Here is a 26,213-nt window from a genome sequence, read left to right on the forward strand (position 1 = left end):
AGGTTTCATGATTTTTACATAGCCTCAGCAGTCACAATCGAGCAAGATAAGCCGCCCCGAGACCCTTCCGGGGCGTTTTTACATCAACGAAGTAAGGATTGTTTGTTCGATGACTGACACTTATAGCCTGCTGGTCGCCTTTATTCTGGGCGTCGTCGAGGGGCTGACCGAGTTCCTCCCCGTCTCCTCCACCGGCCACATGATCATCGTCGGCCATCTGTTGGGCTTTGAAGGGCCCAAGGCCGCCACCTTCGAAGTGGTGATCCAGCTTGGCTCCATCCTCGCCGTGGTCGCCGTGTTCTGGCGCCGCCTGTTTGGCCTGATTGGCATCCACTTTGGCCAGAAGCCCTCTCAGGATCATGCCACCCTGTCGCTGATCCACGTCATCCTCGGCATGCTGCCCGCCATCGTGGTCGGCCTCGCCATCCACAGCTGGATCAAGGCCCATCTGTTCGGGCCAGAGACAGTGATGTACGCGTTGATCGCGGGGGGCATCCTGCTGATCATCGCCGAGAAGTTACGCCCGGCCGTCAGCGCCGAAACCCTGGATGACATCAGCTACAAGCAGGCGTTCGGTATCGGTCTGTTCCAGTGTCTGGCACTGTGGCCCGGCTTCTCCCGCTCCGGCGCCACCATCAGTGGTGGCATGCTGATGGGGATCAGCCGTCACGCGGCGGCCGAGTTCTCCTTCATCATGGCGGTGCCCATGATGATGGCGGCTAGTGGGCTGGATCTCTACAAGAGCCGCGACTTCCTCTCCATGGCCGACTTCCCGATGTTTGCGGTGGGCTTTATCACCGCCTTCGTGGTGGCCATGTTTGCGATCAAGACCTTCCTGGCGCTGATCCGTCGTCTCGACTTCATCCCGTTCGCCATCTACCGCTTTATCGTGGCGTTCGCCGTCTATCTGGTGTTTGTCGCCTGACCGGCAGCCTGCAATGAAATGACAAAAGGGACCAATCTGGTCCCTTTTTCAATGGCGAGTTCTATGGCGAGGTTTAGCTCAGTAGAGGTGCTGGCTGATGCCGTTCAGCAGCCGCGACAACCCCTTGGTGAACTGCACCGGCGCATCCTGCACCGTGTAGCAAAGGCAGCCATCCGGCGTATGCGGGCTATGGGAGTGGCTGGCATCGCGCCAGATAAAATCTCCCGCCTTGTAAAGGGTATCGCCATCCTCGATAGTGCCCGCCAGCAGCAGGGTCAGCTCATAGCCCTGATGGGTGTGCTCGGGGATGCGGCCACCCGCCTCGATATGGAGCAGGCTGGCGCGCGCCCCCATCTCGTCCAGCGGCAGGCTCTGCTGACGAATGGCACCGATATGGCGCCACCTGGGCGAACGGTAGCGGGCCAACACCCGTGGCAAGCGGTAGGCGTGACCGGCCACCTCCAGCTCGCCGGGCTGGGCTCGGGGCAGATCGATAACGGGTGCGGCAACCGGTTCGGGCTGCGCCAGAATATCCGCCAGCATGGCGTCGAATCCGGCATCCAGCGCCACGTCATCGCGGGAGTCCAGCTCGGGCTCTGCTGGCGAGGCAAGATATTGCTGCGCCAGCTCCTCTTCGAATGTCTTCAGTCGGGCAGCACAATCGGGGCAGAGTTCACAGTGGGCGGAGAGCCCCACCGCCAGCGGCAGAGGGAGCTCGTCGGCGGCGAAGGCACGCAGCATAGGGTCGGTCGGATGGGCTTTAATCATGGCCTTGCTCCACTTGCTCTTTCAGTTTCTGTAACGCCAGCCGGAGGCGGGACTTGATGGTACCGAGCGGCACGCCGAGTCGCTCCGCCAGCTCTTGCTGGGAGAACTCCTGCAGATAGATGCCGCGCACCACCTGCTGTTGCGGCTCCGGCAGGGTGCCCAGATAGTGGGCCATCTGACGGGTCAGCACCGCATCTTCCCCCCCGCTCAAGTGCTCCTCTTCAGCCTGAAACTCCAGCACGGGCCACATCTCCTCGGCACAGAGATCCTCCTTGCTGGCGCGACGACGGCGCAGCATGTCGAAGCACTGGTTGCGCATCACGGTATAGATCCAGGTGGTCGGCGCCCCCTTCTCGGGGTGGTAGAGGCGCGCCTTCTGCCACACCAGCAGCATGGTCTCCTGCACCAGCTCCATGGCGTTGGCCTCGCTACCGAGGTGGCGCAGGCCGTAGCTGCGAATTCGCGGCGCAAAGTGTTGGAACAGGCGGGCAAAAGCAGCCTTGTCGGCCTGCTCTGCCACCCTGATCAGCAGAGATTTGAGGTCGCCATCCGGGTTATCCATCACGGGCGAGGTCCTGCGTATGGTCGAGTGTGGTTGGCCAGTATATGCCATTGCGCCATCCCTTTGGTGTGCTGTCGAGCGTGCTGTTGTGATGACTTGTACGGCCTTGCGGTGCTGCCGGATCAGCGGGTCAGGAAAAAATCAGTGGCTGGCAACCAGTACCCCCTTGAGCAGGGCGATGGCGGGCTGATTGTCGGCGGCGGCCAGCAGCAGTTGTTTCTGCTCGGGGGGGATCGGCAGCACCTCCAGCCAGCGCTGGGCCACCCAGTTGCCATCGTCCCAGCGGGGCGCGGGATAGAGGGCGGCATAGTCGGGATAGTCGGCAAACACCTCCCGCAGCGCATCAACCAGCGGCAACTGATCGGGATGGAGCCGCCGGGGCGGCCAGGCCGTCAGCGGCGTCACCTCGCCGATGCGCAGGCCGTCTGGCTCCTGCCACAGATCCTCTATCTGCACCCGCTCCATCCCCTGCACCGTGATCCCGAGCATGCCGTCCGGCAGCCGGTCGAAATCGATGATGGTGACCCGGGTGGCGATGGGCAGCATGTTGCGCAGGGCATCGGGCTGGCGAGGGTCCACCATGCAGAGGGCAAAGCCGGACTCCCCCGCCTCGGCGATCATCCGCTGGTATCTCGGTTCGAAGATCCGCAGCGGCATGATGCCGCCGGGCAGCAGGTGGGCAGATAGGGGAAACAGCGCCAGTCGCATCGCAAACTCCTCGGTTGGGAACCTCTGTTGATACGCCGGGCCAGAGGGAGGAGATCATTCCCGTCATCGGGAAAGGAAAAACCCTTAACAATCAGGGGAAAATAGCCTGGACAAGCCGCTTCGATATGCAGTAGAAATGGATAAGCACCGTAATTTCCGCCCAATATTCTGGAATATGGCGCCAAACGCAGTGAAATATCCGCCCGACAGCGAGCGGCGGGTCATCCCTATAGTTTTCTCGGGCCGATGCGGGTAAAATTCACGCCCTTATATATCAGTCATTTTTCGACGCGCAACCTTGGTGGTCAGTTATGAAAGAGCATATTCATCATCTACTTGAACAAACGGTAGCCAATCTCAAGTCAGCAGGCGTCCTGCCGGCGGACCTGGAAGCCCGCGTGCAAGTAGACCGATGCAAGGAAAAAGCTCACGGCGACCTGGCTACCAACCTGGCCATGCTGCTGGCCAAACCGGCCCGCAAGAATCCCCGTGAGCTGGCAGCGGCCATCATCGAGCACCTGCCCGCCTCCGACCTGATCGCCAAGGTCGAGATCGCCGGTCCCGGCTTCATCAACTTCTTCTTCGACCAGCGCTGGCTGGCCGGTCAGGTCGAGGCCATGGTGACCTCTGCCAACGCCAACGTACGGTTGCCCGCGCCACAAACCGTGGTGGTGGACTACTCCGCCCCCAACGTGGCCAAAGAGATGGCGGTGCACCACATCCGCTCCACCGTACTCGGTGACGTAGCTGCGCGTGCGCTGGAGTTCCTCGGCCACAAAGTGATCCGCGCCAACCACATCGGCGACTGGGGCACCCAGTTCGGCATGCTGATCGCCTATCTGGAGAAGATGTCCAACGAGCACGCCAGCGACATGGCACTCAAGGATCTGGAAGCCTTCTACACCCAGGCCAAGCGTTGCTACGACGAAGACGAAGCCTTCGCCGAGCGCGCCCGTAACTACGTGGTCAAGCTGCAGGGCGGCGATGAGTACTGCCGTACCATGTGGAAGAAGCTGGTCGACATGACCATGGAACAGAACCAGATCAACTACGACCGCCTGAATGTCTCCCTGACCAACAAGGACATCATGGGCGAGTCCATGTACAACGACATGCTGCCGGAGATCGTGGCCGACCTGAAAGCCAAGGGGCTGGCGGTCGAGAGCGAAGGCGCCACCGTTGTCTTCCTGGACGAGTTCAAGAACAAGGATGGCGAGGCCATGGGCGTCATCATCCAGAAGAGCGATGGCGGTTTCCTCTACACCACCACCGACATCGCCTGTGCCAAATACCGTTATGAAACTCTGGGCGCCGACCGTGTCATGTACTTCATCGACTCCCGTCAGCACCAGCACCTGATGCAGGCCTGGACCATCACCCGCAAGGCGGGCTATGTGCCGGAATCCGTACCGCTCGAGCACCACGCCTTCGGCATGATGCTGGGCAAGGACGGTCGTCCCTACAAGACCCGCTCCGGTGGTACCGTCAAGCTGGTTGACCTGCTGAACGAGGCCGAAGAGCGTGCCGCCGCCCTGCTGGAGAGCCGCAACAGCGACCTCTCTGCCGAAGAGAAGGCCAACGTGGTCAACGCCATCGCCATGGGCGCGGTGAAGTATGCGGATCTCTCCAAGAACCGTACCACCGACTATATCTTCGACTGGGACATGATGCTGTCGTTTGAAGGCAACACTGCCCCTTACCTGCAGTATGCCTACACCCGTATCCAGTCCATCTTCCGCAAGGCCAACATCGATGCCGAGACGCTGACCGGCAAGGTGACCCTGAACGAAGAAGCGGAAGAGGTGCTGGCCCAGAAGCTGATCCAGTTCTCCGACGCGGTCAACGGCGTGGCCGACAAAGGCATGCCGCACCTGCTCTGTACCTACCTGTACGAGTTGTCCGGCAACTTCATGACCTTCTATGAAGCCTGCCCGATCAACAAGGATGGCGTGGACGAGGCAACCCGTCAGAGCCGTCTGCTGCTGTGCGCCGCCACCGCCAAGGTGCTGAAGCTGGGCCTCGGCGTACTGGGCATCCATACCCTGGAGCGTATGTAATAGATGGCAACCCGGGATTATGTCGGCAGCCGCCCGCGACGTCGGGCGGGTGGCCGCAATACCAAGAAAGCGGCCCCTCGCCGCTTTCCTGTTATTCCAGTGCTGCTGGTCGTGGCACTGCTGGCAGGCTTTGGTGGCTTCCTTTACATGATCAATGGCAAGGGCAACGACGCCCCCACCATTGAGGAGCAGGTAAAGGCCAACAAGCCAAAAGCGCAGAATAACGGGCTGCCTCAGGAGAAGTGGAGCTACATCGAACGGCTTGAGAACAAGCAGGTCGATATCATAGAGCCGCCGACCCAGCCGGGTGTGCTGCCGCCACCGCCGGCAGATACCATGACCCTGCAGCCGGAAAAACTGCCGCAGCCGGTGCCGACCGACATTCCCCAACCGGGAACGCCCATCGGCCAGCCCAAGCCCTATCAGCCCAATCCGGCGACCACCCCTGCTACCTCGGGTGCACCGGTTGCCAACGCGCAAGAGCAGGCGATCGACCGCAAGGCCGAACGGGAACGGATGGAGCGGGTGATCCGCGCCGAGCTGGAACGGGAGCGCGCCGAAGCGGCCAAGGCTAAAGCGGCCACCCCGCCAGCCCAGACCGCAGCCGCCGACAGTGGTCGCTACATGATGCAGTGCGCCGCCCTGCGCTCGCAGGATTCTGCAGAGTCGCTCAAGGCACGTATCGCCTTCACCGCCGGCCTCTCTTCCAGCCTGCAGGTGATCAATGGCGCCAACGGCACCGTCTACAAGGTGATGGTGGGCCCCTTCAACGGCAAGGCGGCCGCCGACGCGGCCAACAGCAAGCTGCAGAGCTCCGGCATCAGCGGCTGCATTCCCAAGAAAGGGTAATCCGCTTACCGATGACGCAGGGCCGGGTGGCAACACCCGGCCCTGTTCTTTTGGTGCCACGCGCACCCACGCTGTTTGCTCCCCCCGTTTATCCCGACCAAAGGCAGGGTTGAAAAGCCCGTTTACCATCCCCATCTTTCTTGCCATGCACAGTCAGGCCGTCATTCGGCTCAAGCGAGGTAAGTAAAGTGACTACCATAGTTTCAGTTCGCCGCAACGGTCAGGTCGTCATCGGTGGCGATGGCCAGGTCTCTCTTGGCAACACCGTCATGAAGGGCAACGCCCGCAAGGTTCATCGTCTCTATAACGGCAAGGTACTGGCCGGTTTCGCTGGCGGTACCGCCGACGCCTTCACCCTGCTCGAGCGTTTCGAAGCAAAACTGCAGGCCCATCAGGGTAATCTGGAGCGCGCCGCCGTGGCGCTGGCCAAAGATTGGCGCACCGATCGCGCCCTGCGCCGCCTCGAAGCACTGCTGGCCGTGGCCGACGAACACAAATCCTTCATCATCACCGGCAACGGTGACGTGGTGCAGCCGGAGCACGATCTCATCGCCATCGGCAGCGGCGGCAACTTCGCCCAGTCCGCCGCCATCGCGCTGCTGGAAAACACCGAGCTGGATGCCAGGACCATTGTCGAGAAGTCCCTCAAGATTGCGGGCGACATCTGCGTCTTCACCAACGGCAACCACACCATCGAAGTGCTGGACTACGCAGCCAAGTAAGGCCGCCAAATAAGGCCACCAGCCAAAACCAATTTCCCAAGGGACGGGCCCTGCCCGCCCCGGATACAGGAACACCATCATGTCCGAGATGACCCCGAGAGAAATCGTCCACGAGCTGGACAGACACATCATTGGTCAGGCCGATGCCAAGCGCGCCGTTGCCGTTGCCCTGCGCAACCGCTGGCGCCGGATGCAACTCGACGAAGAGATGCGCCATGAAGTAACCCCGAAAAACATCCTGATGATCGGCCCGACCGGTGTCGGCAAGACCGAGATCGCCCGTCGCCTGGCCAAGCTGGCCAACGCCCCCTTCATCAAGGTGGAAGCGACCAAGTTCACCGAAGTGGGCTATGTCGGCAAGGAAGTGGACAGCATCATCCGCGATCTGACCGATGCCGCCATCAAGCTGGTGCGCGAAACCGAGATGGAGAAGATGAAATACCGCGCCGAGGAGGCCGCCGAAGAGCGCATCCTCGACGCCCTGCTGCCCAACCCGCGCAACACCTGGGGTGAGGAAGAGAAGGCCGACAACTCCAACACCCGCCAAATCTTCCGCAAGAAACTGCGGGAAGGTCAGCTGGATGACAAAGAGATCGAGCTGGAGCTCTCCGCCTCCCCGATGGGCGTCGAAATCATGACCCCGCCGGGCATGGAAGAGATGGCCAACCAGCTGCAGGGGCTGTTCCAGAACCTGGGCCAGAACCAGAAGAAGAAGCGCAAGATCAAGGTCAAAGAGGCCATGAAGGCGCTGATCGAAGAGGAAGCGGCTCGTCTGGTCAATCCGGAAGAGCTGAAGCAGAAGGCCATTGCCGCAGTCGAGAACAACGGCATCGTCTTCCTCGACGAGATCGACAAGATCTGCAAGCGCGGCGAGAGCTCGGGCCCCGATGTTTCCCGTGAAGGGGTACAGCGCGACCTGCTGCCGCTGGTCGAGGGTTGCACCGTCAACACCAAGCACGGCATGGTCAAGACCGACCACATCCTGTTTGTCGCCTCCGGCGCCTTCCAGATCGCCAAGCCGTCAGATCTGATCCCCGAGCTGCAGGGCCGTCTGCCGATCCGGGTCGAGCTGACCGCGCTGACCACCGATGACTTCGAGCGTATCCTGACCGAACCGAACGCCTCCCTGACCGATCAGTACAAGGCGCTGATGGCCACCGAAGGGGTCAACATCGAGTTCACCAAGGATGGTATCCGCCGTCTGGCCGAAGCGGCCTGGCAGGTCAACGAGCGTACCGAAAACATCGGTGCCCGTCGTCTGCACACCGTGATGGAGCGCCTGATGGAAGATATCTCCTATGACGCCTCCGAGAAGTCCGGCGAGACCTTTGTCATCGACACCGACTACGTCAACGCCCACCTCGGCAAGCTGATTGAAGACGAAGATCTGAGCCGCTTTATTCTGTAAGCGCGCCCCTCCCGATAAAACGCCTCCCTTCGCGGAGGCGTTTTTTATTTCTCCACCGCCTCCGTCATCTGCCCGAATTCTGGCCCTTATCTGCGGCAACCCGTTCAATCCCGGCGCATTTCCAAGCCTCCCCTTGCCAACGCCCGCCGTTTTTCATCCCTGCTGAAATCTGCTCAAAAAAAGATCTGTCTACTTCTGCGCAATTGATTTATACATACGTATAAATCAGATCGAAATCTGCGCAACAGGAACCCGAAAGATGAATCCCACCCGGCAAAAACTGCTCGATAACGGCCTCGCCATCGCCACCGAGAAGGGGCTGCGCGGCCTGACGGTGCGCGAGCTGGCAGCGGCGGCCGGGGTGAACCTCGGCTCCTTCGTCTACCACTTCGGCAACCGCGACGCCTTTATCGATGAGCTGGTGGAGCTCTGGTACGCCCCCCTCTATGGCGAGCTCAAGGCGGTGGCAGCCAAAGGCTCCTACCCCTCTGCCATCGCCATCTTTGAGGCGACCATGGAGGCGCTGATCGGGCTGGTGGCACGCCAGCGCGGCTTTATCAACCACTTGTTTGGCGATGCGCTGGCAGGTGAAGGGGCGGCCCAACGCTTTCTGCTCAGCCTGCCACGCCGTCATCCCCTGCTGCTGATCGAACAGGTACGGATGGCACAGGCGGAAGGGTCGCTGGTCGCGGGTCACCCGCTCCAGCTGATGATCTTCATCATGGGGTCGGTCGGCCTGCCGCTGGTGATCGCCGGCAGCGGTCGCCAGCTCGGCTGGCTGCCCGAACAGGCGGCCCCCTTTATCAGCCAGATAGACAACCCCGAGGCCGCCAGACAGCGGCTGGTATGGGCCCTGCGCGGCCTGCGCCCCACCGACATCAAGGAAGGAGACACGGCATGAAACAACCCATCGCCATCATCCCTATGGCAGCTCTGCTGCTGGCCGTTCTCAGTGGTTACCTCTGGTTGCAGTGCAATATTCCTCAAGGAGAAGCGCTATGAAGCAACGCATTGCAATCGTGGCCCTGCTGCTAACCGTTATCGGTGGTTATCTCTGGTGGCAGGGGCGCCCGGCTGACGGCTCCATCCTCTACGGCAACGTCGATATTCGCGACGTCAATCTGGCCTTTCGGGTCGGCGGCCGTGTCGATCAGGTACTGGTCGATGAGGGGGATAGGGTAAAAACCGGTCAACTGCTGGCCCGCCTCGATCCGGTTCCCCTCACCCACAGCCGCGACAGCGCCCGCGCCAATCTGGCTGCGCTCACTGCCGCCAACGCCTTGATCCACAAAGGCTATCGCAGCGAAGAGACCGACCGCGCCCGGGCCGCACTGGCCGCCGCCGAAGCCGCTGCGCTGGAGGCCGACCAGCAGTGGCGCCGCCAGAGCGCATTGGCAGCCACCGGCGCCATCTCCCGCGGTCAGCTCGATACCGCCCGCTCCCAGCGAGACCAGACCCAGGCGCAGGTGCGCTCCGCCCGCGAGCAGCTCGCCCAGCTCGAAACCGGCTATCGCCCGGAGGAGATCGCCCAGTCCGATGCCCAGCTGGAAGGGGCCAAAGCGGCGCTCGCCAGTGCCGAACTGGCGCTGGCAGACGCCAGCCTGACCGCGCCGAGCGACGGCATCATCATCAGCCGCGCCGTCGAGAACGGCAGCATGGTGCAGAGCGGAGCGACCGCCTTCAACCTCTCCCTGACCGCGCCGATCTGGGTGCGCGCCTATGTGGAGGAGCCCTGGCTCGGCCACTTCCCGAGCGGCGCCAGGGTGACCCTCACCACCGACTCGCGGCCGGATCAGCCCTATCACGGGGTGGTGGGCTTTGTCTCGCCGACCGCCGAGTTCACCCCGAAATCGGTGGAGACGCCAGACCTGCGCACTCACCTCGTCTACCGGCTGCGCATCGTGGTGCAGGACCCCGACCCGGCCCTGCGCCAAGGGATGCCGGTCACCGTCAGGCTGGCTCCATGAACAGCGCCATCTCCCTTGAGGGGCTCAGCAAACGCTTTGGCGAGCGGGTCGCCCTCAACGCCATCTCGGCCACCATTCCGACTGGCGGCATCACCGGGCTGGTGGGCCCCGACGGCGCGGGCAAGAGCACTTTGCTGCGCCTGCTGGCCGGTCTGCTGATCCCCGAAGCGGGCACCATCCGGGTGCTGGGGCTGGATCCGGTGAGCGAGGGGGATCTGCTGCGTCAGCGCCTCGGCTACATGCCCCAGCAGTTCGGCCTCTACGAGGATCTCAGCGTGCTGGAGAACCTCACCCTCTACGCTGACTTGCGCGGCGTACTGGAGCCGGAACGTACGCCCACCTTTGCTCGGCTGCTCGCCTTCACCGATCTCGCCCGCTTCACCGCGCGGCCGGCGGGCAAGCTCTCTGGCGGGATGAAACAGAAGCTCGGGCTGGCCTGCGCCCTGCTCGGCACCCCGGACGTGCTGCTGCTCGACGAGCCCGGAGTCGGGGTCGATCCCATCTCCCGCCGCGCCCTCTGGCAGATGGTGCGCGAGCTGGCCAGGGGGGGAATGACGGTGCTCTGGAGCACCGCCTATCTCGATGAGGCGGAGCTGTGCGACCACGTGCTGCTGATGGCGGATGGCGAGGTGCGCACCAGCGGCACGCCGGCCGATCTGATGGGGGCCATGGCCAGCCGCTGCTGGCTGCTGGAGGCGGGACAACTGGATGGCCGTGAGCGACGCGCCCTGCTGCGCCGGGCACTGGCTCACCCCGCAGTGATGGATGGCGCGGTGGCGGGGGAGCGGGTTCGCCTGCTGCTGCACCCGGGCATGACGCCCCCGCCGCTGGCGGAGCTGCAACTGGATTATCTGCAACGAGCTAATGGCGCCTTTCAACCGGCCCAGCCCCGGCTGGAGGATGCCTTTATCGACCTGCTCGGCGGCGGCCCCGGCGGGGAGTCGAGTCTGGCGGCCGGGATGCGGGAAGCCGAACTGCCGCAGGGAGTCTCCCCCGAAGCGGTGATCGAGGCGCGCCATCTCACCAAACGATTCGGCGATTTTGCCGCCACCGATGATGTCAGCTTTGCGGTGCGCCGCGGCGAGATCTTCGGCCTGCTCGGCCCCAACGGGGCGGGCAAGTCCACCACCTTCAAGATGGAGTGCGGCCTGCTGCGCCCGAGCGAGGGGCAGGCGCTGGTGACCGGCATCGATCTGGCCCACAGCCCCTCGGCGGCGCGCCAGCGCCTCGGCTACATGGCGCAGAAGTTCTCTCTCTACAAGCAGCTCACCGTGGCGCAAAACCTCTCCTTCTTCGCCGGTATCTACGGCCTGTTTGGCCGTCACCAGCAGACGCGGATCGACGCCATGGTGGCGGCCTTTGCCCTCACCCCCTGGCTCGATCAGAAGGCGGAATCCCTGCCGCTCGGCCTGCGCCAGCGCTTATCGCTGGCCTGCGCCCTGCTGCACGAGCCGCCGCTGCTGTTCCTCGACGAGCCCACCTCCGGGGTCGATCCGGTGACCCGGCGCGAGTTCTGGTCGCACATCAACGCGCTGGCCGACCACGGCGTCACCGTGCTGGTCACCACCCACTTTATGGACGAGGCGGAGTATTGCGACCGCATCGCCCTCATCTATCGCGGCAAGCTGCTGGCGCTCGGCACCCCGGACGACCTCAAGGGGCTGGCCGCCAAAGAGGCGGCGACCTCTTTGCCAACCGGCTCCTTGCCGACCTGTTCTTTGCCAACAATGGAAGAGGCCTTTATCACCCTGGTCGAGCGGGCCAGCGAGGAGGACGCATGAGCATCAACCGTCGGCGACTGCAGGCACTCTGCCGCAAGGAGACGCTGCAAATCGTCCGTGACCCGAGCAGCATCCTCATCGCCTTCATCATGCCGGTGGTACTGCTGGTGGTAATGGGTTACGCCATCAATCTGGATGTGGACCATCTGCGCCTCGGCATCTGGCGTACCGACAGCGGCGCCCCGGCGGTGCGGCTGGAGCAGGCCCTGCGCGGCTCTACCGCACTGGAGATCCACAGCGGCCCGAGCAAGGAGTCCCTGCTCGCCAGTCTGGCCCGTGGCGAGATCCGCGGCCTGCTGGTGATCGATGACGGCTTCTCCCGCGCCATGGCCGGTCAGGGCAATGGCACGCCGCAGGCGCTGCTGCTGACCGACGGCTCCGAGCCCAACACCGCCAACTTCGTCACCAACTATGTGCAGGGGATCTGGCAGGGGTGGCTCGCTGGCGAGGGGGTCGCCATGCCGGTGTCGATAGAGAGCCGCGCCTGGTTCAATCCGGCGCTGGTGAGCCGCAACTTTCTGGTGCCGGGCTCCATTGCGGTGGTGATGACCATCATCGGCGCCCTGCTCACCTCGCTGGTGGTGGCGCGGGAGTGGGAGCGCGGCACCATGGAGGCGCTGCTCGCCACTCCGGTCACCAAGGGGGAGCTGCTGCTCTCCAAACTGTTGCCCTACTATGGCCTTGGCATCATCGCCATGCTGCTCTGCCTGCTCTTCTCGGTGGCGGTGATGGGCGTGCCATGGCGCGGCTCCTTGGTGCTGCTCTTTCTGGTCACCAGCGTCTTTCTCGGCAGCGCCCTCGGACTCGGTCTGTTCCTCTCCACCGTGATGCGCAGCCAGTTCAATGCCGCACAAGCGGCGCTGATCGCCGCCTTTCTGCCCGCGGTGATGCTGTCGGGCTTCGTGTTCGAGATCGCCAGCATGCCGCCGCTGCTGCGGGCCATCACCCACCTCATTCCGGCCCGTTACTTCGCAAGCTCCTTGCAAACCCTCTATCAGGCGGGCAGCGTCTTCTCGATCCTGCTGGTCAACGGTTTCTGTCTGCTGCTGCTGGCGGGTTTCTGGCTGGCCCTGACCGCCCGCAAGACGCGGCGCACTCTGGAGTAACCCATGCTGATCCGACTCTGGTGGCTGATCCGAAAAGAGCTGCAGGCCCTGATGGGCAATACCCAGGGGCGCTTTCTGCTCATCATGCCGGTGCTGCTGCAGACCGCCCTCTTCCCGTTCGCAGCCACTCTGGAGGTGACCGGCAACACGCTGGCCATCTACAACCAGGATGGCGGTGCCCAGAGCCGCGAGCTGCTGGAGCGCCTCACCCATATGCCCGCCTTCACCACCATCATCCCGGTGCAAGGCGAGGCGGGCATGACCGAGGCCATCACCAGGCAGCAAGCGCTGCTCGGGCTGATTATTCCGGGGGATTTCTCGCGCCGGCTGGCGCGCGGCGAACCGGCCAAGGTGCAGCTGATTATCGATGGCCGCCGCTCCAACGGCGGTCAGGTGGCGGCGGGCTACATCAGTCAGGTGATTGCCCGCTGGCAAAGTGAGGGCAAGGGGCAACCCGAGCTGGCGGTACGCAACCTCTACAACCCCAACGTCGAGTTCCACTGGCATATCCTGCCGGCGCTGGTGGCCATCATCACCACCACCGGCTGTCTGATTGTCACCGCCCTCTCGGTGGCGCGGGAGCGGGAAGAGGGCACCTTCGATCAGCTGCTGGTCTCCCCCCTCACCGCAGGCTGGATCATGGCGGGCAAGGCAGTGCCCGGCATCATGGTGGCGGTGGGGCAAGGGTGCATAGTCGCGCTGGCCGCCCGTTTTGTCTTTCACCTCCCCTTTGCCGGCAGCCTCAGCCTGCTGATGGCGGGCATGGTCTGCTACGGGCTGGCGCTGGCCGGGATCGGGCTTTTTATCTCGTCGTTCTGCTCGACCCAGCAGCAGGCCTTTCTCGGGGTCTTCTCCTTCACCGTACCGGCGGTGATCCTCTCGGGTTACATCTCGCCGGTGGAGAATATGCCGCAACTGTTCCAGTGGCTGGCGGCCATCGACCCCCTCACCCACTTCATCGTGCTGCTCAAGGGGGTCTTCCTCAAGGGGTTCGACTGGTCGGCCGCCTGGCCCCTGCTCTGGCCGCTGCTCGCCATCGCCGGCGTCACCCTGTCGCTGGCGCTCGCCATGTTCCGCCGCCATATCGCCTGACGCGCCGCCTTGCTCAGCTGATGCCCATTGATGCCGGTCTCGCCAGTGCGAGGCCGGCCTTTTTTCGGCAGAAGTTTTCACTCCCCGGCAGTTGGTAAACCGGGCTTTCCCTCCACCATCCCTCACCCCGAGCCAGCCCAGAAATCATCAACTGGTATACCTATTTTTGCATATCTTTGAATTTTATCGAATTACCCCTGACGAGATATATAAATAGACACTTGATTTGCATCAATTGCCCGCCCCGACTGACTGGGTAGCCTAGCCCCAGAATGATGTTTTATTACTCCAAACTAGAGGCAATCATGAGCAAAGTCAGACTGGTCGTTGTGGGCAACGGCATGGTGGGGCACCGCTTCATCGAAGAGTTGATCGAGCGGGCCGACCCGGGCCGCTACGAGATCACCGTCTTCGGTGCAGAACCCCGCCCCGCCTACGATCGCGTCCATCTCTCCTCCTACTTCTCCCATCACACCAGCGAAGATCTCTCCCTCGTCAAACCCGGTTTCTACGACAAGCACGGCATCCGCCTGCTGCTCGGCGAAGCGGTGAAAACAATCGACAGGGCCAACCGCGAAGTGCACTCCAACAAGGGCACAGTGGTCGGGTACGACAAGCTGGTGCTGGCCACCGGCTCCTACCCCTGGGTGCCCTCCATTGCGGGCAGCCAGCACCACGAGTGCTTCGTCTATCGCACCATCGAGGATCTGAAAGCCATCCGCAGCGCCGCCAAGAGCGGCAAGAGCGGGGTGGTGATCGGGGGCGGTCTGCTTGGCCTCGAAGCGGCCGGTGCCCTCAAGGCACTGGGCCTCGAGACCCACGTGGTGGAGTTTGCTCCAGTGCTGATGGCCGAGCAGCTCGACGGTCAGGGCGGCCAGCTGCTGCGCCGCAAGATTGAATCCATGGGCGTGCAGGTACACACCAGCAAGAGCACCAGCGAGATCCTGATGCATGGCGGCGAGCAGGCGAAACACCGCCTCGCCTTCGCCGACGGCAGCCAGCTTGAGGTGGACGTAGTGGTCTTCTCCACCGGCATTCGCCCGCAAGATACTCTGGGCCGTTACGGTGATCTGGCCATCGCCGAGCGCGGCGGCATCGTCATCGATGATCACTGCCTCACCTCCGACCCCGACATCTACGCCATCGGCGAGTGCGCCGCCTGGCAGGGCCGCTTCTTCGGGCTGGTGGCACCGGGCTACAAGATGGCCCAGATCACCGTCGACCATCTGCTCGGCGGCGACAGCCGCTTCGAAGGGGCGGACATGAGCGCCAAGCTCAAGCTGCTCGGCGTCTCCGTCGGCTCCATCGGCGATGCCCACGGCCGCACTCCGGGCAGCCACAGCTATGTGTTTCAGGACGATCAGGCTGGCGTCTACAAGAAGATCGTGGTGAGCGAGGACAACAGCCGCTTGCTCGGCGCCGTGCTGGTGGGTGACGTGGAAGATTACAGCAACCTGCTGCAAATGATGCTCAACGCCCTGCCGCTGCCGAGCCACCCGGACACCCTGATCCTGCCCGCCTACGCCGGTGCCAAGCCGACTCTGGGGGTGGATGCCCTGCCGGAAAGCGCCCAGATCTGCTCCTGCTTCGACGTCTCCAAGGGCGACATCGCCCAGGCCGTCGCCGAGGGTCACACCACCCTCGCCGCCATCAAGCAGCACACCAAGGCCGGTACCGGCTGCGGCGGCTGCGTGCCGCTCATCAGTCAGGTGCTCAACGCCGAACTGGTGAAGCAGGGCATCGAGGTCAACAACCACCTCTGCGCCCACTTCCCCCACTCCCGTCAGGAGCTGTTCCATCTGGTCAAGGTGGAGGGGATCAAGAGCTTCGACGAGCTGCTGGCCAAACACGGTCAGGGCTATGGCTGCGAGGTGTGCAAACCGACCGTCGGCTCCATCCTCGCCTCCTGCTGGAACGAGCATGTGCTGAGCCCGCGCAACATCCCGTTGCAGGACACCAACGATATCTTCCTCGGCAACATGCAGAAGGACGGCAGCTACTCCGTCATCCCGCGCATGGCCGGTGGCGAAGTGACTCCGGAAGGGCTGCTGGCGGTGGCCGAAGTGGCCCGCGACTACAAGCTCTACACCAAGATCACCGGCGCCCAGCGCATCGGCCTGTTCGGGGCCCAGAAGGATGATCTGCCCGCCATCTGGCGCAAGCTGCTGGCGGCCGGTTTCGAGACCGGTCAGGCCTACGCCAAGGCGCTGCGCATGGCCAAGACCTGCGTCGGCAGCACCTGGTGCCGCTTCGGCGTGCAGGACAGCGTTGGCCTCGGGGTCTTCCTCGAGAACCGCTACAAGGGGATTCGCACCCCGCACAAGATGAAGTTCGGCGTCTCCGGCTGTACCCGCGAGTGTGCAGAAGCGCAGGGCAAGGACGTCGGCATCATCGCCACCGACGCGGGCTGGAACCTCTATGTGGGCGGCAACGGCGGCATGAAGCCGCGCCACGCCGACCTGCTGGCGTCTGACCTCGACCGCGAAACGTTAGTCCGGTTGATAGACCGCTTTATGATGTTCTACGTCACCAGCGCCGACAAACTGCAACGCACCTCGGTCTGGCTCGGCAATCTGGAGGGGGGCGTCGACTACCTGCGCGAGGTGATCGTCGACGATAAGCTGGGGCTGGCCGAGACGCTGGAGCGCGATATCCAACGCCTTATCGACAGCTACGAGTGCGAATGGTCGCGCACCCTCAACGAAGAGCAAGCGTTGCAGCGCTTCAGCCACTTCATCAACAGCGACAAGCGCGACCCGGACGTTCAGTTCGTCAGCGAACGCGACCAGCACCGACCGGCCACCCCGGCCGAGCGCATCCCCGTCTACCAGATCGAGGTGGAGACCAAATGATGAAACTTGCCTGCCAACTCAACGACATACTCCCTGGCACCGGCGTCTGTGCTCTGCTGGAAGGGCGCCAGATCGCCCTGTTCCGCCCGAGCGCGGCGGCCGAGGTATTCGCCATCGACAACCGGGATCCCTTCTTCGCCGCCAACGTGCTGTCGCGGGGCCTGATCTGCGAACACGACGGCGAACTCTGGGTGGCCAGCCCGCTCAAGAAGCAGCGCTTTCGTCTGAGCGATGGCCACTGTTTCGACAACCCTGTGATGTCGGTTCACAGCTATCCCGTTGAAGTGCGCGACCAGCAGGTCTGGGTCGCCGTCTAAAGCCGATTTCACTCTCTTTCGGGCTGCCTGCAGGCAGCCCTTTCAAGGACTCACAAGATGTACACGGAAACCATTAACAAGTGCGCCGCCAACGCGGCCCGCATCAACCGCTTCGAGCGGGATGACAAGCTCGGCTTCTGGCTCAGCTCCGCCATGGCGGGGGCCTATGTGGGCCTCGGCATCATCCTGATCTTCACCCTCGGCAATCTGGTGGATCCGAGCATCCGGCCGCTGGTGATGGGGGCGACCTTCGGCATCGCCCTGACGCTGGTGATCATCGCCGGCTCCGAGCTGTTTACCGGCCACACCATGTTCCTTACCTTCGGGGTGAAGACGGGCAAGATCACCATGGCCGACCTGCTGCGCATCCTGCCGCAGACCTGGGCGGGCAACCTGATTGGCTCCGTCGTGGTGGCACTCATCTACTCCTATGGCGGCAGCCTGCTGCCGGACGCGGGCAGCCTGGCGCACAAGGTGGCACTGGCCAAGACCCAGGCACCGGCGCTGACCCTGTTCATGAAGGGCGTGCTGTGCAACTGGCTGGTCTGCCTCGCCATCTGGATGGCGCTGCGCACCGAAGGGGCCGCCCGCTTCATCGCCATCTGGTGGTGCCTGCTCGCCTTTATCGCCTCCGGCTACGAGCACTCCATCGCCAACATGACCCTGTTCGCCCTCTCCTGGTTTGGTGCCCACTCCGAGGCCTACACCCTGGGCGGCATCGGCCACAACCTGCTGTGGGTGACCCTGGGCAACACCGTCTCCGGTGCCCTCTTTATGGGCCTTGGCTACTGGTATGCCACCCCCAAGGCTGAGCGCCCGGTCGCGGTGAGCAAAGCCACCACCACCGCCAACCAGACCCAAACAGCCTGATCCGGAGGCCCCATGGACTACTTGCCCATCTTTTGCCGACTCGACAACAAACCCGTGCTGCTGGTCGGCGGCGGCGAGGTGGCGGAGCGCAAGGCGCGCCTGCTGCTGGATGCCGGTGCTCGCCTCACCGTCGTAGCGCCCGAGCTCGACCCCGAGCTGGCGGAACTGGCTGCCAACGGGAGCATAGAGTGGCTGGCCGGTGAATTCGCGCCGCAGCAACTGGCGGGCAAGTGGCTGGTGGTGGCCGCCACCGATCGGCGCGAGGTGAACGCCCTGGTCTACCAGAGCGCCAATCAGGCGCGGATCTTCGCCAACGTGGTGGATGACCCGAAACGCTCCAGCTTCATCATGCCGTCGATCATCGACCGTTCGCCGCTGATGGTGGCCATCTCCTCCGGCGGCAAGGCCCCGGTGCTGGCCCGCTTGCTGCGGGAAAAACTGGAAGCCCTGCTGCCCCAGCATCTGGGTGCCGTCGCGGCCTTCGCTGGCAGCCTGCGGGAGCGGGTCAAGGCCCGCTTCGCCAGCATGGGCGAGCGGCGCCGCTTCTGGGAGCGGCTGCTCGGGGCGGAGCGGCTCGGGCAGGCGCTGGCACGGGGGGATCACGCCTCTGCCCACCAGCTGGCCGACCACCTGTTTGCCGACGAGAGCCACAGCGCTGGCGAAGTGGTGCTGGTGGGAGCAGGCCCCGGCGATCCGGGTCTGCTCACCCTGCACGCCCTGCGCCAGATGCAGCAGGCGGACGTGGTGGTCTATGACCGGCTGGTCTCGGACGAGGTGATGGCGCTGGTGCGCCGGGATGCCAAACGCATCTTCGTCGGCAAGCAGGCGGGCAACCACTGCGTACCGCAGGAGGGGATCAACCAGCTCTTGCTGGAGGAGGCGAAGAAGGGGCAGCGAGTGGTGCGGCTGAAGGGGGGCGACCCCTTTATCTTCGGCCGTGGCGGCGAGGAGCTGGAGACGCTCGTTGGCAGCGGCATCGGCTTTCAGGTGGTGCCCGGTATCACCGCGGCCAGCGGCTGCGCGGCCTACGCCGGTATTCCGCTGACCCATCGCGACCACGCCCAGAGCGTGCGCTTCGTCACCGCTCACGGCAAGGGGGGCGCCCGGGATCTCGACTGGCCGCTGCTGGCCAAAGACAAGCAGACCCTGGTGTTTTACATGGGGCTCTCCTCCTGCGCCACCATTCGCGAGCAGTTGCTGGCCCACGGCAAGGCAAGCAATACGCCGGTGGCGCTGATCGAGCGCGGCACCCAACCCTGCCAGCGGGTCATTCGCGGCACTCTCGAAGAGTTGCCCGCGCTGGCGGTGGGGGTCGAGAGTCCGGCGCTGATCATGGTGGGCTCGGTGGTGACGCTGGCCGACCAGCTCGCCTGGTTTGGCTCGGCACCACAGGCTCAGCGCGCCCTCGCCTGAGGGATTCTCGGCAAACGATCATGAGGCCACCAGCTGGTGGCCTCACTTTTACCTCCCTCTTCTCCCATCACGGTCATAACCTGCTGTTTTAAGTCTGGTATCCTATGGGCATTGAGCCCTTGGCTACCCTCTCAGGAATTCATCCCATGTCTCTTCCCATCAAGAACAGCGCCAGGCAGCGCGCGGATGACAGATCTCGCATTCTCACCCTGCTGCTGCGCGATGACGCCCTCACCGACAGCTTGCTCGACCCGCAGGTGGTGCAGGATGCCGAGCAGCGCGATCAGACCAGCGAACTCACCGCGCTGGTCAACGGGCTGCCCGCCGCCGACGTCGCCGATGCACTGGAGTCGCTGCCGCCCGATGAGCGTCATGCCCTGTGGGCACTGGTGGAGGAGGAGAAGCGCGGCCAGATTCTGGTCGAAGCGTCGGAGACGGTGTGGGACAGCCTGATCAGCGGGATGAGCGACAAGGAGCTGCTGCACGCCCTGCGCACCCTGGATATCGACGACCAGATCTATCTGGGCCAATACCTGCCGCGCAACCTGATGGGGCGGCTGCTCACCTATATGGCCCCCGAAGAACGGGATCGGGTGCGGGAGGTGATCCGCTACGGCAAGCACACCGTCGGCGCCATGATGGACTTCGAGATCATCACCATCCGCCCCGAGGTGAGTCTGGCCACGGTGCAGCGCTATCTGCGGCTGCGCGGCAAGATCCCCGCCAACACCGACAAGCTGTTCGTCATCGACAGGCGCAACCATCTGCTGGGGGAGCTGGCCCTCACCACTGTGCTGCTGCACAAGCCCGCCACCTTGGTGAGCGACGTGATGGAGCGGGATCCGGTCACCTTCGATCCGGAGGATAACGACGAAGCAGCCGCCCGTACCTTCGAGCGGGATGACCTGCTCTCCGCCGCCGTAGTGGATGGCAAGGGCAAGCTGATGGGCCGCCTCACCGTCGAAGAGGTGGTGGATCTGGTCTATGAGGAGAGTGACACCGACCTGCGCCGGATGGGGGGTATCAGCGAGGATGAAGACGTGTTCGCCCCTGTCTCCAAGGCGGTCAAGACCCGCTGGGCCTGGCTGGCGCTGAACCTCTGCACCGCCTTTGTCGCCTCGCGGGTGATCGGCATGTTCGAGCACACCATCTCCCAGCTGGTGGCGCTGGCGGCCCTGATGCCTATCGTCGCCGGGATCGGCGGCAACACCGGCAACCAGACCATCACCATGATAGTGCGGGCGCTGGCGCTGCAGCACATTCAGGCGGGCAACCTCTCCTTCCTGCTGCTGCGGGAACTCGGGGTCGCCTTTATCAACGGGCTGGTGTGGGGTGGCACCATGGGGCTTGCCACCTATCTGCTCTATCAGGATGCGGCGCTCGGCGCGGTGATGACCCTGGCCATGATGCTCAACCTGCTGGTGGCCGCCCTGATGGGGGTCATCATCCCCATGACCATGACTCGCCTCGGCCGCGATCCGGCGGTGGGGGCCAGCGTGATGATCACCGCCATCACCGACACCGGCGGCTTCTTTATCTTCCTCGGGCTGGCGACCATTTTCCTGCTGTAACCAGCCACTCAATCCATAAAAAAACAGGCCCACCGAAGTGGGCCTGCTGTTATCTGTGTGATCGGGAATATCGCAATAAAAGGCGCTACTCCCGCTCCTTCACATAGGGGGTGCCGAGCGCCTTGGGTGCCACGGCGCGGCCGATAAAGCCGGCCAGCAGGAACACGGTCAGGATGTAGGGCAGTGCCTCGATGGCCTGCACCGGAATGGCGAAGCCACCGATGCTGACCCCTTGCAGGCGGATGGCGACCGCATCGAGGAAGCCGAACAGCAGACAGGCAGCCATGGCATTCCAGGGGCGCCACTTGCCGAATACCAGCGCCGCCAGCGCCATAAAGCCCTTGCCCGCACTCATGTTGGGGATGAACTGAGCCGTCTGGGCCACCGCCAGATAGGTGCCACCGATACCGGCCAGCAGGCCGCCGATGATGAGCGCGGTGTAGCGCATCCGCACCACCGAGATACCGGCGGTATCGACCGCTGCGGGTGCCTCGCCCACCGCCCGCAGACGCAGACCGAAGCGGGTACGGAACATCACCCACCAGGCCAGCGGTACGCAGGCAAACGCCACGTACTCCAGCAGGGAGTGGCCGCTCAGCAGCTCGCTGTAGAGCTGGCCGATCACCGGCACATCCCACAGCTCCTTGGCATAGGGCAGATCGATGGGGGCGAAACGGGCATCACCGGAGAGTGCCGGAGTCTGACCACCCTGATCGAACCAGTAACGGCCCAGGGTCACGGTCAGACCGGCAGCCAGAATGTTGATGGCCATGCCGCTCACCACCTGATCACCGCGGTGGGTGATGGTGGCAAAGCCGTGCATCAGGGCGAACAGGATGGAGACACCCACCCCGGCACCCAGACCTACCCAGGCAGAACCGGAGACCGCAGCCGCCGCACCACTGGCGAACGCCGCCGCCAGCAGTTTGCCTTCCAGCGCGATGTTGACCACCCCGGAGCGCTCGCAAAACATACCGGCCATGGCGGCCAGAATGAGGGGCGGCGCAGTACGGATGGTCGCATCCAGCATCAGGATCAGAATTTCAAACATGATCAGACTCCTTTAGCTTGCGCGGCTGAGCGGTTGGCAAATGCCAGATAGAGCTGCTCGATGCGCGGACGCATCATGTGCTCAAGGGCGCCACAGAACAGGATCACCAGACCCTGCAACACCACCACGATGTTGCGGTCGACACCGAACTCGAAGCTGAGCTCGGCGCCCCCCTGATAGAGGAAACCGAACAGCAGGCTGGCGATGATGACGCCGACCGGATGGTTGCGCCCCATCAGCGCCACCGCGATACCGGTGAAGCCGAACCCTTCCACGAAGTTGAGCTTGATCTGGTGCAGTTCCCCCTGCAGCACGTTGAGGGCGAAGAAGCCCGACAGCATGCCGGAGATCACCATCGCCAGGATCACCACCTTGGGATAGGAGATACCGGCATAGGCGGAGGCGCTTTGGCTGGCGCCGACCGAGCGGATCTCGTAACCCCAGCGGGTGTGCCAGATAAAGACCCACACCAGCGCCGCACAGATCAGCGCCCAGAAGAAGCTGATGTTGAGGGGACTGTTGGGGATATCCATCCCGAACAGGCTCGCCATCCCGCTCATCTTGGGCAGCCAGCTTGCCTCGGCAAACACCTTACTCTCGGTCGCCATCGAACCGGGCGGCTTGAACACCTCCACCAGCAGATAGGCCATCAGCGAGGCGGCGATGAAGTTGAACATGATGGTGGTGATCACGATATGGCTGCCGCGCTTGGCTTGCAGCCAGGCCGGAATAAAGGCCCAGGCCGCACCGAACAGACCACCGGCAATGATGGAGAGCGGCAACAGCAGGGCAAACGGCAGCACATCGCCGAGCGTCAGACAGACCAGACCGACACCGAGACCGCCGATATAGGCCTGACCTTCACCACCGATGTTGAACAGACCGGCGTGGAAGGCGACCGCCACCGACAGACCGGTAAAGATAAAGCCGGTTGCGTAGTAGAGGGTGAAGCCGACCCCTTCACCGGTGCCGAACGCGCCGTACCACATGATCTTGGCGGCATCGACCGGGTTGATGTCGAGGTAGTAGAACAGGATGGCCGACACCAGGAAGGCCAGCAGGATATTGACCGCAGACAAGACGCCTACGGAGACCCAGGCAGGAATACGTACTTGGCTCATCAGTGGGCCTCCTTGGCTACTTCATCGGGAACGATATTCGCCATCATCAGACCAATGGTGCGCTCATCCGCCTTGGCACCATCCAGCTCACCGACGATGCGACCGTCGGCAATGACCAGAATCCGGTCAGCGAGGCTCATGATCTCGTCCAGCTCCACCGAGACCAGCAAGACGGCCTTGCCCTTGTCGCGCATGGCGATGATCTGCTGGTGGATATACTCGATGGCGCCGATGTCGACCCCGCGGGTCGGCTGGCCGATCAACAGCACATCCGGGTCCTGCTCCACTTCACGGGCGATCACCAGCTTCTGTTGGTTGCCACCGGAGAAGTTGGCGGTCTTGTGATCGGGATGGGGCGGGCGCACGTCCCACTTCTCCATCTTGGCCTGACAATCCTGCTGGATCGCCTCCTTGTTCTGCAGCCATCCCTTGTTGTATTGCGGGCGGCGGTGATAACCGAGAATAAAGGCCTCTTTCGCCTCGAAGCGGTTGATCAGCCCCATCTTGTGGCGATCTTCCGGCACATGACCGAGGCCGTAGTTGCGCACCAGCTCCGGATCGGCCGGTTGCTCCGCGCTCACCTTGTGCACGCCGCTGCGACTGCTGATGGTGAAACCACCCTTGCTCGGTTTGAGAATGCCACCAAGCAGGCTGAGCAGTTCGGACTGACCATTGCCGGAGACCCCGGCGATGCCGACCACTTCACCGGCCCGCACCTCGAAGCTGACCGATTTGACCCGCTCCACCTTGCTGGCGTCGAAGTAGCTGAGCCCTTCGATCTTCAGCTTGGCTTCACCGGGCTGGGTTGGCCCCTTGTCGACCTTGAGGCGCACCTTGCGGCCCACCATCAGTTCGGCCAGTTGCTCTTTGTCGGTATCCTTGGTGGCAACGTGCGCCACCATCTCGCCACGGCGCATGATGGAGACCTGATCGGTAATGGCCAAGATCTCCCGCAGCTTGTGGGTGATGAGGATGATGGTTGCCCCCTGATCCCGCAGCTTTTTCAGCACCTCGAACAGGTGATCCGCCTCTTGCGGGGTCAGTACCCCGGTCGGCTCGTCGAGGATCAGGATGCGGGCGCCGCGATAGAGCGCCTTGAGAATTTCGACCCGCTGTTGCAAACCCACCGGCAGATCTTCGACCTTCTCGTGCAACGGCACGTCGAGGCCATAATCCCGCGCCAGTTCGCCCAGCAGCTTTTCGGCTGACGCCACGCTCTGCTGAAGGTGCCAGCCGTTCTCAGCGCCGAGGATGACGTTTTCCAATACGGTGAAGTTATTGACCAGCATGAAGTGCTGGTGAACCATGCCCACGCCTGCGGCAATCGCATCTTGTGAGCCATGGGGATTGAACGGTTTCCCGTCGATCAGCATCTCGCCTTTGTCGGCATGGTAGAAACCATAAATGATGCTCATCAGGGTGGACTTACCGGCGCCATTTTCGCCGACAATGCCGTGGATACTGCCTTTGCGAACCTTAAGGTCGATCAGCTTGTTGGCGTACACTTCGCCGAACCGCTTATCGATACCTCTTAATTCGATGGCATAGCGATCTGTCTGGTCCATGATGCAGCCCTGCGTTTCATGAAATAAGACTAAAAACCGGCCCGTGCGGGCCGGTGGTGCGTTGAGAGTCGTAGCAACTATCTAATTAGTATTTGCAGGTGTTGTCGCTCATGTAGTCATGAACTTTAACCTTGCCAGAGATGATCTCTGCCTTGATGGCATCCACCTTGGCTTTCATTTCCGGGGTGATCAGCTTCTCGTTGTCCTTGTCGAGAGCCCAATCCACACCGCCTTCGGCCAGACCCAGGTTCTTGATACCCGGCTTCCACTCGCCTTTGGCAGCGTCATCCCAGGTTTGGTAAGCGGCCAGACCCACAGACTTGACCATGGAGGTCAGCATGGTGCCCGGTTGCAGGTGGTTCTGGTTGGAGTCCACACCGATGGCGAACTTGCCGCTGTCCTTGGCTGCCTGATAGACACCGATACCGGTGCCACCTGCGGCGGCATAAACCACGTCAGCGCCTTTGGCGAACTGGGACTTGGCCAGCTCGGCACCTTTGGCCGGGTCAGCAAACGCGGCCGGGGTTGAGCCCGCCATGTTCTGGTACACCTCGATCTTCGGATTGACGTACTTGGCACCCTGCTCGTAACCGCACTGGAATTTGCGGATCAGCGGGATATCCATGCCGCCCACGAAGCCGACCTTGCCGCTCTTGGAGGCGATGGCAGCCAGCGCGCCCACCAGGAAGGAACCTTCATGCTCCTTGAAGATGACGGACTGGACGTTCGGCTTGTCGACCACCATGTCGATGATGGTGAACTGGGTTTTCGGGAACTCGGTCGCCACTTTCTCGACGGCAGAGCCCATGTTGAAACCGACCGCGACGATCGGGCCGTTGCCACGGCTGGCCAGACGACGCAGACCCTGCTCGCGCTGGGCTTCGTTCTGGGGTTCAAACTCTTTGACCTTGACCCCTTTGTCCTTGTTGTAGAGCTCGACGCCGTTACGGAACACGGCTTCGTTGAATGATTTGTCATACTTGCCCGCGGTGTCATAAATGACGGCCGGCTCGGAAGCAGCCTGAGCGGAGAGGGCAGCGAGAGTGAGGGAGGCCACGGTGGCCAGCTTGAGCACTTTAGTCACGATCGTATCCTTGATTGTTATTAAGTGAGGGAACTTGCTTGCCTGTCAGAACAGGCTATCTAGCACGCAGGCTTACTCTAAGTCAGCCCCGATGCGGGTCAAGCAAATGATAAGGGAAAAACGTTTGCGTTAACGGTTTGAATTATAAGCAAATAACCTTATAAGCAGTTGTTTTTTAGCTGCTTTTTAGTTTTTTATGCTACCAACAAAAAGACCCAAACGACATTTCACTTATTGTTCAGCAACTTACTGTAAACCGTTTTCCCCTTTTATTCATCCGCCCCCCCTGCCAGCCCGTGATCCGGCTCGCAAAATCCCCACAAACCGCGCGAGCAAGGGTTGGCTACAGCTGGAAACCTCGGCGCCCTCCTCTTTCTGCGCCAGCCAAAAATGGCCGCACCGGCGCCCCCGCAAGCCCCCATCT

At 62.9% G+C, this 26,213-nt stretch carries 22 protein-coding genes; 15 read left to right on the top strand and 7 right to left on the bottom strand.

What is annotated here, in order from left to right; genetic code table 11:
• Positions 1-109 precede the first annotated feature (109 nt).
• Positions 110-925, top strand: a complete 816-nt coding sequence (gene bacA / locus BN1115_RS06550; RefSeq protein WP_042656553.1) for an undecaprenyl-diphosphate phosphatase — start codon at positions 110-112, stop codon at positions 923-925.
• Positions 926-1,003: 78 nt separating this feature from the next.
• Here the strand turns inward: bacA and BN1115_RS06555 are convergent, their stop codons facing one another.
• The 3 genes from BN1115_RS06555 to BN1115_RS06565 all read right to left on the bottom strand — a co-directional run bounded on the left by BN1115_RS06555 (position 1,004) and on the right by BN1115_RS06565 (position 2,963).
• Entirely contained in the window at positions 1,004-1,693 is a 690-nt protein-coding gene (locus BN1115_RS06555; RefSeq protein WP_042656554.1) for a ChrR family anti-sigma-E factor, read from the bottom strand.
• Entirely contained in the window at positions 1,686-2,255 is a 570-nt protein-coding gene (locus tag BN1115_RS06560; RefSeq protein WP_042656555.1) for a sigma-70 family RNA polymerase sigma factor, read from the bottom strand. The genes BN1115_RS06555 and BN1115_RS06560 overlap by 8 nt, the downstream gene beginning before the upstream one ends.
• Before the next feature lie 141 nt (positions 2,256-2,396).
• Positions 2,397-2,963 (bottom strand): LON peptidase substrate-binding domain-containing protein, encoded by a 567-nt coding sequence (locus BN1115_RS06565; protein WP_042656556.1) that lies wholly within the window; start codon positions 2,961-2,963, stop codon positions 2,397-2,399.
• A gap of 311 nt (positions 2,964-3,274) precedes the next feature.
• On the opposite strand from BN1115_RS06565, the gene argS reads away from it, so the two are divergent.
• The 14 genes from argS to mgtE all read left to right on the top strand — a co-directional run bounded on the left by argS (position 3,275) and on the right by mgtE (position 20,968).
• Entirely contained in the window at positions 3,275-5,020 is a 1,746-nt protein-coding gene (gene argS, locus BN1115_RS06570) for an arginine--tRNA ligase (RefSeq protein ID WP_042656557.1), read from the top strand.
• A 3-nt stretch (positions 5,021-5,023) separates the two neighbouring features.
• Complete coding sequence (locus BN1115_RS06575; RefSeq protein ID WP_042656558.1) at positions 5,024-5,869, top strand: SPOR domain-containing protein; 846 nt, start codon at positions 5,024-5,026, stop codon at positions 5,867-5,869.
• A 188-nt stretch (positions 5,870-6,057) separates the two neighbouring features.
• Positions 6,058-6,591, top strand: coding sequence for an ATP-dependent protease subunit HslV (hslV, locus tag BN1115_RS06580; protein WP_005342555.1), 534 nt, complete (start codon positions 6,058-6,060; stop codon positions 6,589-6,591).
• Positions 6,592-6,670: 79 nt separating this feature from the next.
• Complete coding sequence (gene hslU, locus BN1115_RS06585) at positions 6,671-7,999, top strand: HslU--HslV peptidase ATPase subunit (RefSeq protein WP_042059467.1); 1,329 nt, start codon at positions 6,671-6,673, stop codon at positions 7,997-7,999.
• A gap of 259 nt (positions 8,000-8,258) precedes the next feature.
• Positions 8,259-8,900 (top strand): TetR/AcrR family transcriptional regulator, encoded by a 642-nt coding sequence (locus BN1115_RS06590; RefSeq protein ID WP_042656559.1) that lies wholly within the window; start codon positions 8,259-8,261, stop codon positions 8,898-8,900.
• Positions 8,901-8,997: 97 nt separating this feature from the next.
• The gene (gene hlyD / locus BN1115_RS06595) at positions 8,998-9,966 is read left to right on the top strand and encodes a secretion protein HlyD (protein ID WP_042656560.1); all 969 of its coding nucleotides are present in this window, start codon (positions 8,998-9,000) and stop codon (positions 9,964-9,966) included.
• Entirely contained in the window at positions 9,963-11,747 is a 1,785-nt protein-coding gene (locus BN1115_RS06600; protein WP_042656561.1) for an ATP-binding cassette domain-containing protein, read from the top strand. Before hlyD ends, BN1115_RS06600 begins: the two co-directional genes overlap by 4 nt.
• Complete coding sequence (locus BN1115_RS06605; protein ID WP_042656562.1) at positions 11,744-12,853, top strand: ABC transporter permease; 1,110 nt, start codon at positions 11,744-11,746, stop codon at positions 12,851-12,853. Before BN1115_RS06600 ends, BN1115_RS06605 begins: the two co-directional genes overlap by 4 nt.
• Before the next feature lie 3 nt (positions 12,854-12,856).
• Complete coding sequence (locus BN1115_RS06610) at positions 12,857-13,945, top strand: ABC transporter permease (RefSeq protein WP_042656563.1); 1,089 nt, start codon at positions 12,857-12,859, stop codon at positions 13,943-13,945.
• A gap of 305 nt (positions 13,946-14,250) precedes the next feature.
• Positions 14,251-16,797: a nitrite reductase large subunit NirB gene (gene nirB, locus BN1115_RS06615; protein WP_042656564.1), complete on the top strand. Its 2,547-nt coding sequence runs from the start codon at positions 14,251-14,253 to the stop codon at positions 16,795-16,797.
• Positions 16,797-17,114: a nitrite reductase small subunit NirD gene (gene nirD, locus BN1115_RS06620; RefSeq protein WP_042656570.1), complete on the top strand. Its 318-nt coding sequence runs from the start codon at positions 16,797-16,799 to the stop codon at positions 17,112-17,114. The genes nirB and nirD overlap by 1 nt, the downstream gene beginning before the upstream one ends.
• A 57-nt stretch (positions 17,115-17,171) precedes the next feature.
• The gene (gene nirC, locus BN1115_RS06625) at positions 17,172-17,984 is read left to right on the top strand and encodes a nitrite transporter NirC (RefSeq protein WP_042656565.1); all 813 of its coding nucleotides are present in this window, start codon (positions 17,172-17,174) and stop codon (positions 17,982-17,984) included.
• Between the two features lie 12 nt (positions 17,985-17,996).
• Positions 17,997-19,397, top strand: coding sequence for a siroheme synthase CysG (cysG, locus tag BN1115_RS06630; RefSeq protein ID WP_042656566.1), 1,401 nt, complete (start codon positions 17,997-17,999; stop codon positions 19,395-19,397).
• Between the two features lie 146 nt (positions 19,398-19,543).
• A complete protein-coding gene (gene mgtE / locus BN1115_RS06635; protein ID WP_042656567.1) occupies positions 19,544-20,968 on the top strand; it encodes a magnesium transporter in 1,425 nt (474 codons plus the stop codon).
• 85 nt (positions 20,969-21,053) lie between these two features.
• Here the strand turns inward: mgtE and BN1115_RS06640 are convergent, their stop codons facing one another.
• The 4 genes from BN1115_RS06640 to BN1115_RS06655 form a co-directional block, all read right to left on the bottom strand.
• Complete coding sequence (locus tag BN1115_RS06640) at positions 21,054-22,019, bottom strand: ABC transporter permease (RefSeq protein WP_005342529.1); 966 nt, start codon at positions 22,017-22,019, stop codon at positions 21,054-21,056.
• A gap of 2 nt (positions 22,020-22,021) precedes the next feature.
• Positions 22,022-23,140 carry an ABC transporter permease gene (locus BN1115_RS06645; RefSeq protein ID WP_042656568.1) on the bottom strand — a complete coding sequence of 373 codons (1,119 nt, stop codon included), beginning with the start codon at positions 23,138-23,140 and terminating at the stop codon, positions 22,022-22,024.
• On the bottom strand, positions 23,140-24,705 hold the full coding sequence (locus BN1115_RS06650) for an ABC transporter ATP-binding protein (protein ID WP_042656569.1): 1,566 nt from the start codon (positions 24,703-24,705) through the stop codon (positions 23,140-23,142). The genes BN1115_RS06645 and BN1115_RS06650 overlap by 1 nt, the downstream gene beginning before the upstream one ends.
• 85 nt (positions 24,706-24,790) lie before the next feature.
• Complete coding sequence (locus BN1115_RS06655; protein WP_042059443.1) at positions 24,791-25,789, bottom strand: BMP family lipoprotein; 999 nt, start codon at positions 25,787-25,789, stop codon at positions 24,791-24,793.
• Between the last annotated feature and the right edge of the window lie 424 nt (positions 25,790-26,213).

The organism is Aeromonas allosaccharophila (assembly GCF_000819685.1).
Taxonomy (GTDB): domain Bacteria; phylum Pseudomonadota; class Gammaproteobacteria; order Enterobacterales; family Aeromonadaceae; genus Aeromonas; species Aeromonas allosaccharophila.

What these genes read in the sequence shown, in the direction of transcription:
- BN1115_RS06605 (WP_042656562.1), top strand. Translation starts at nt 11,744, where the DNA reads ATGAGCATCAACCGTCGGCGACTGCAGGCACTCTGCCGCAAGGAGACG.
- bacA (WP_042656553.1), top strand. Translation starts at nt 110, where the DNA reads ATGACTGACACTTATAGCCTGCTGGTCGCCTTTATTCTGGGCGTCGTC.
- BN1115_RS06650 (WP_042656569.1), bottom strand. Translation starts at nt 24,705, where the DNA reads ATGGACCAGACAGATCGCTATGCCATCGAATTAAGAGGTATCGATAAG.
- nirC (WP_042656565.1), top strand. Translation starts at nt 17,172, where the DNA reads ATGTACACGGAAACCATTAACAAGTGCGCCGCCAACGCGGCCCGCATC.
- BN1115_RS06600 (WP_042656561.1), top strand. Translation starts at nt 9,963, where the DNA reads ATGAACAGCGCCATCTCCCTTGAGGGGCTCAGCAAACGCTTTGGCGAG.
- BN1115_RS06555 (WP_042656554.1), bottom strand. Translation starts at nt 1,693, where the DNA reads ATGATTAAAGCCCATCCGACCGACCCTATGCTGCGTGCCTTCGCCGCC.
- hlyD (WP_042656560.1), top strand. Translation starts at nt 8,998, where the DNA reads ATGAAGCAACGCATTGCAATCGTGGCCCTGCTGCTAACCGTTATCGGT.
- mgtE (WP_042656567.1), top strand. Translation starts at nt 19,544, where the DNA reads ATGTCTCTTCCCATCAAGAACAGCGCCAGGCAGCGCGCGGATGACAGA.
- BN1115_RS06575 (WP_042656558.1), top strand. Translation starts at nt 5,024, where the DNA reads ATGGCAACCCGGGATTATGTCGGCAGCCGCCCGCGACGTCGGGCGGGT.
- BN1115_RS06610 (WP_042656563.1), top strand. Translation starts at nt 12,857, where the DNA reads ATGCTGATCCGACTCTGGTGGCTGATCCGAAAAGAGCTGCAGGCCCTG.
- BN1115_RS06645 (WP_042656568.1), bottom strand. Translation starts at nt 23,140, where the DNA reads ATGAGCCAAGTACGTATTCCTGCCTGGGTCTCCGTAGGCGTCTTGTCT.
- BN1115_RS06640 (WP_005342529.1), bottom strand. Translation starts at nt 22,019, where the DNA reads ATGTTTGAAATTCTGATCCTGATGCTGGATGCGACCATCCGTACTGCG.
- nirB (WP_042656564.1), top strand. Translation starts at nt 14,251, where the DNA reads ATGAGCAAAGTCAGACTGGTCGTTGTGGGCAACGGCATGGTGGGGCAC.
- BN1115_RS06560 (WP_042656555.1), bottom strand. Translation starts at nt 2,255, where the DNA reads ATGGATAACCCGGATGGCGACCTCAAATCTCTGCTGATCAGGGTGGCA.
- BN1115_RS06565 (WP_042656556.1), bottom strand. Translation starts at nt 2,963, where the DNA reads ATGCGACTGGCGCTGTTTCCCCTATCTGCCCACCTGCTGCCCGGCGGC.
- hslU (WP_042059467.1), top strand. Translation starts at nt 6,671, where the DNA reads ATGTCCGAGATGACCCCGAGAGAAATCGTCCACGAGCTGGACAGACAC.
- cysG (WP_042656566.1), top strand. Translation starts at nt 17,997, where the DNA reads ATGGACTACTTGCCCATCTTTTGCCGACTCGACAACAAACCCGTGCTG.
- BN1115_RS06590 (WP_042656559.1), top strand. Translation starts at nt 8,259, where the DNA reads ATGAATCCCACCCGGCAAAAACTGCTCGATAACGGCCTCGCCATCGCC.
- nirD (WP_042656570.1), top strand. Translation starts at nt 16,797, where the DNA reads ATGAAACTTGCCTGCCAACTCAACGACATACTCCCTGGCACCGGCGTC.
- argS (WP_042656557.1), top strand. Translation starts at nt 3,275, where the DNA reads ATGAAAGAGCATATTCATCATCTACTTGAACAAACGGTAGCCAATCTC.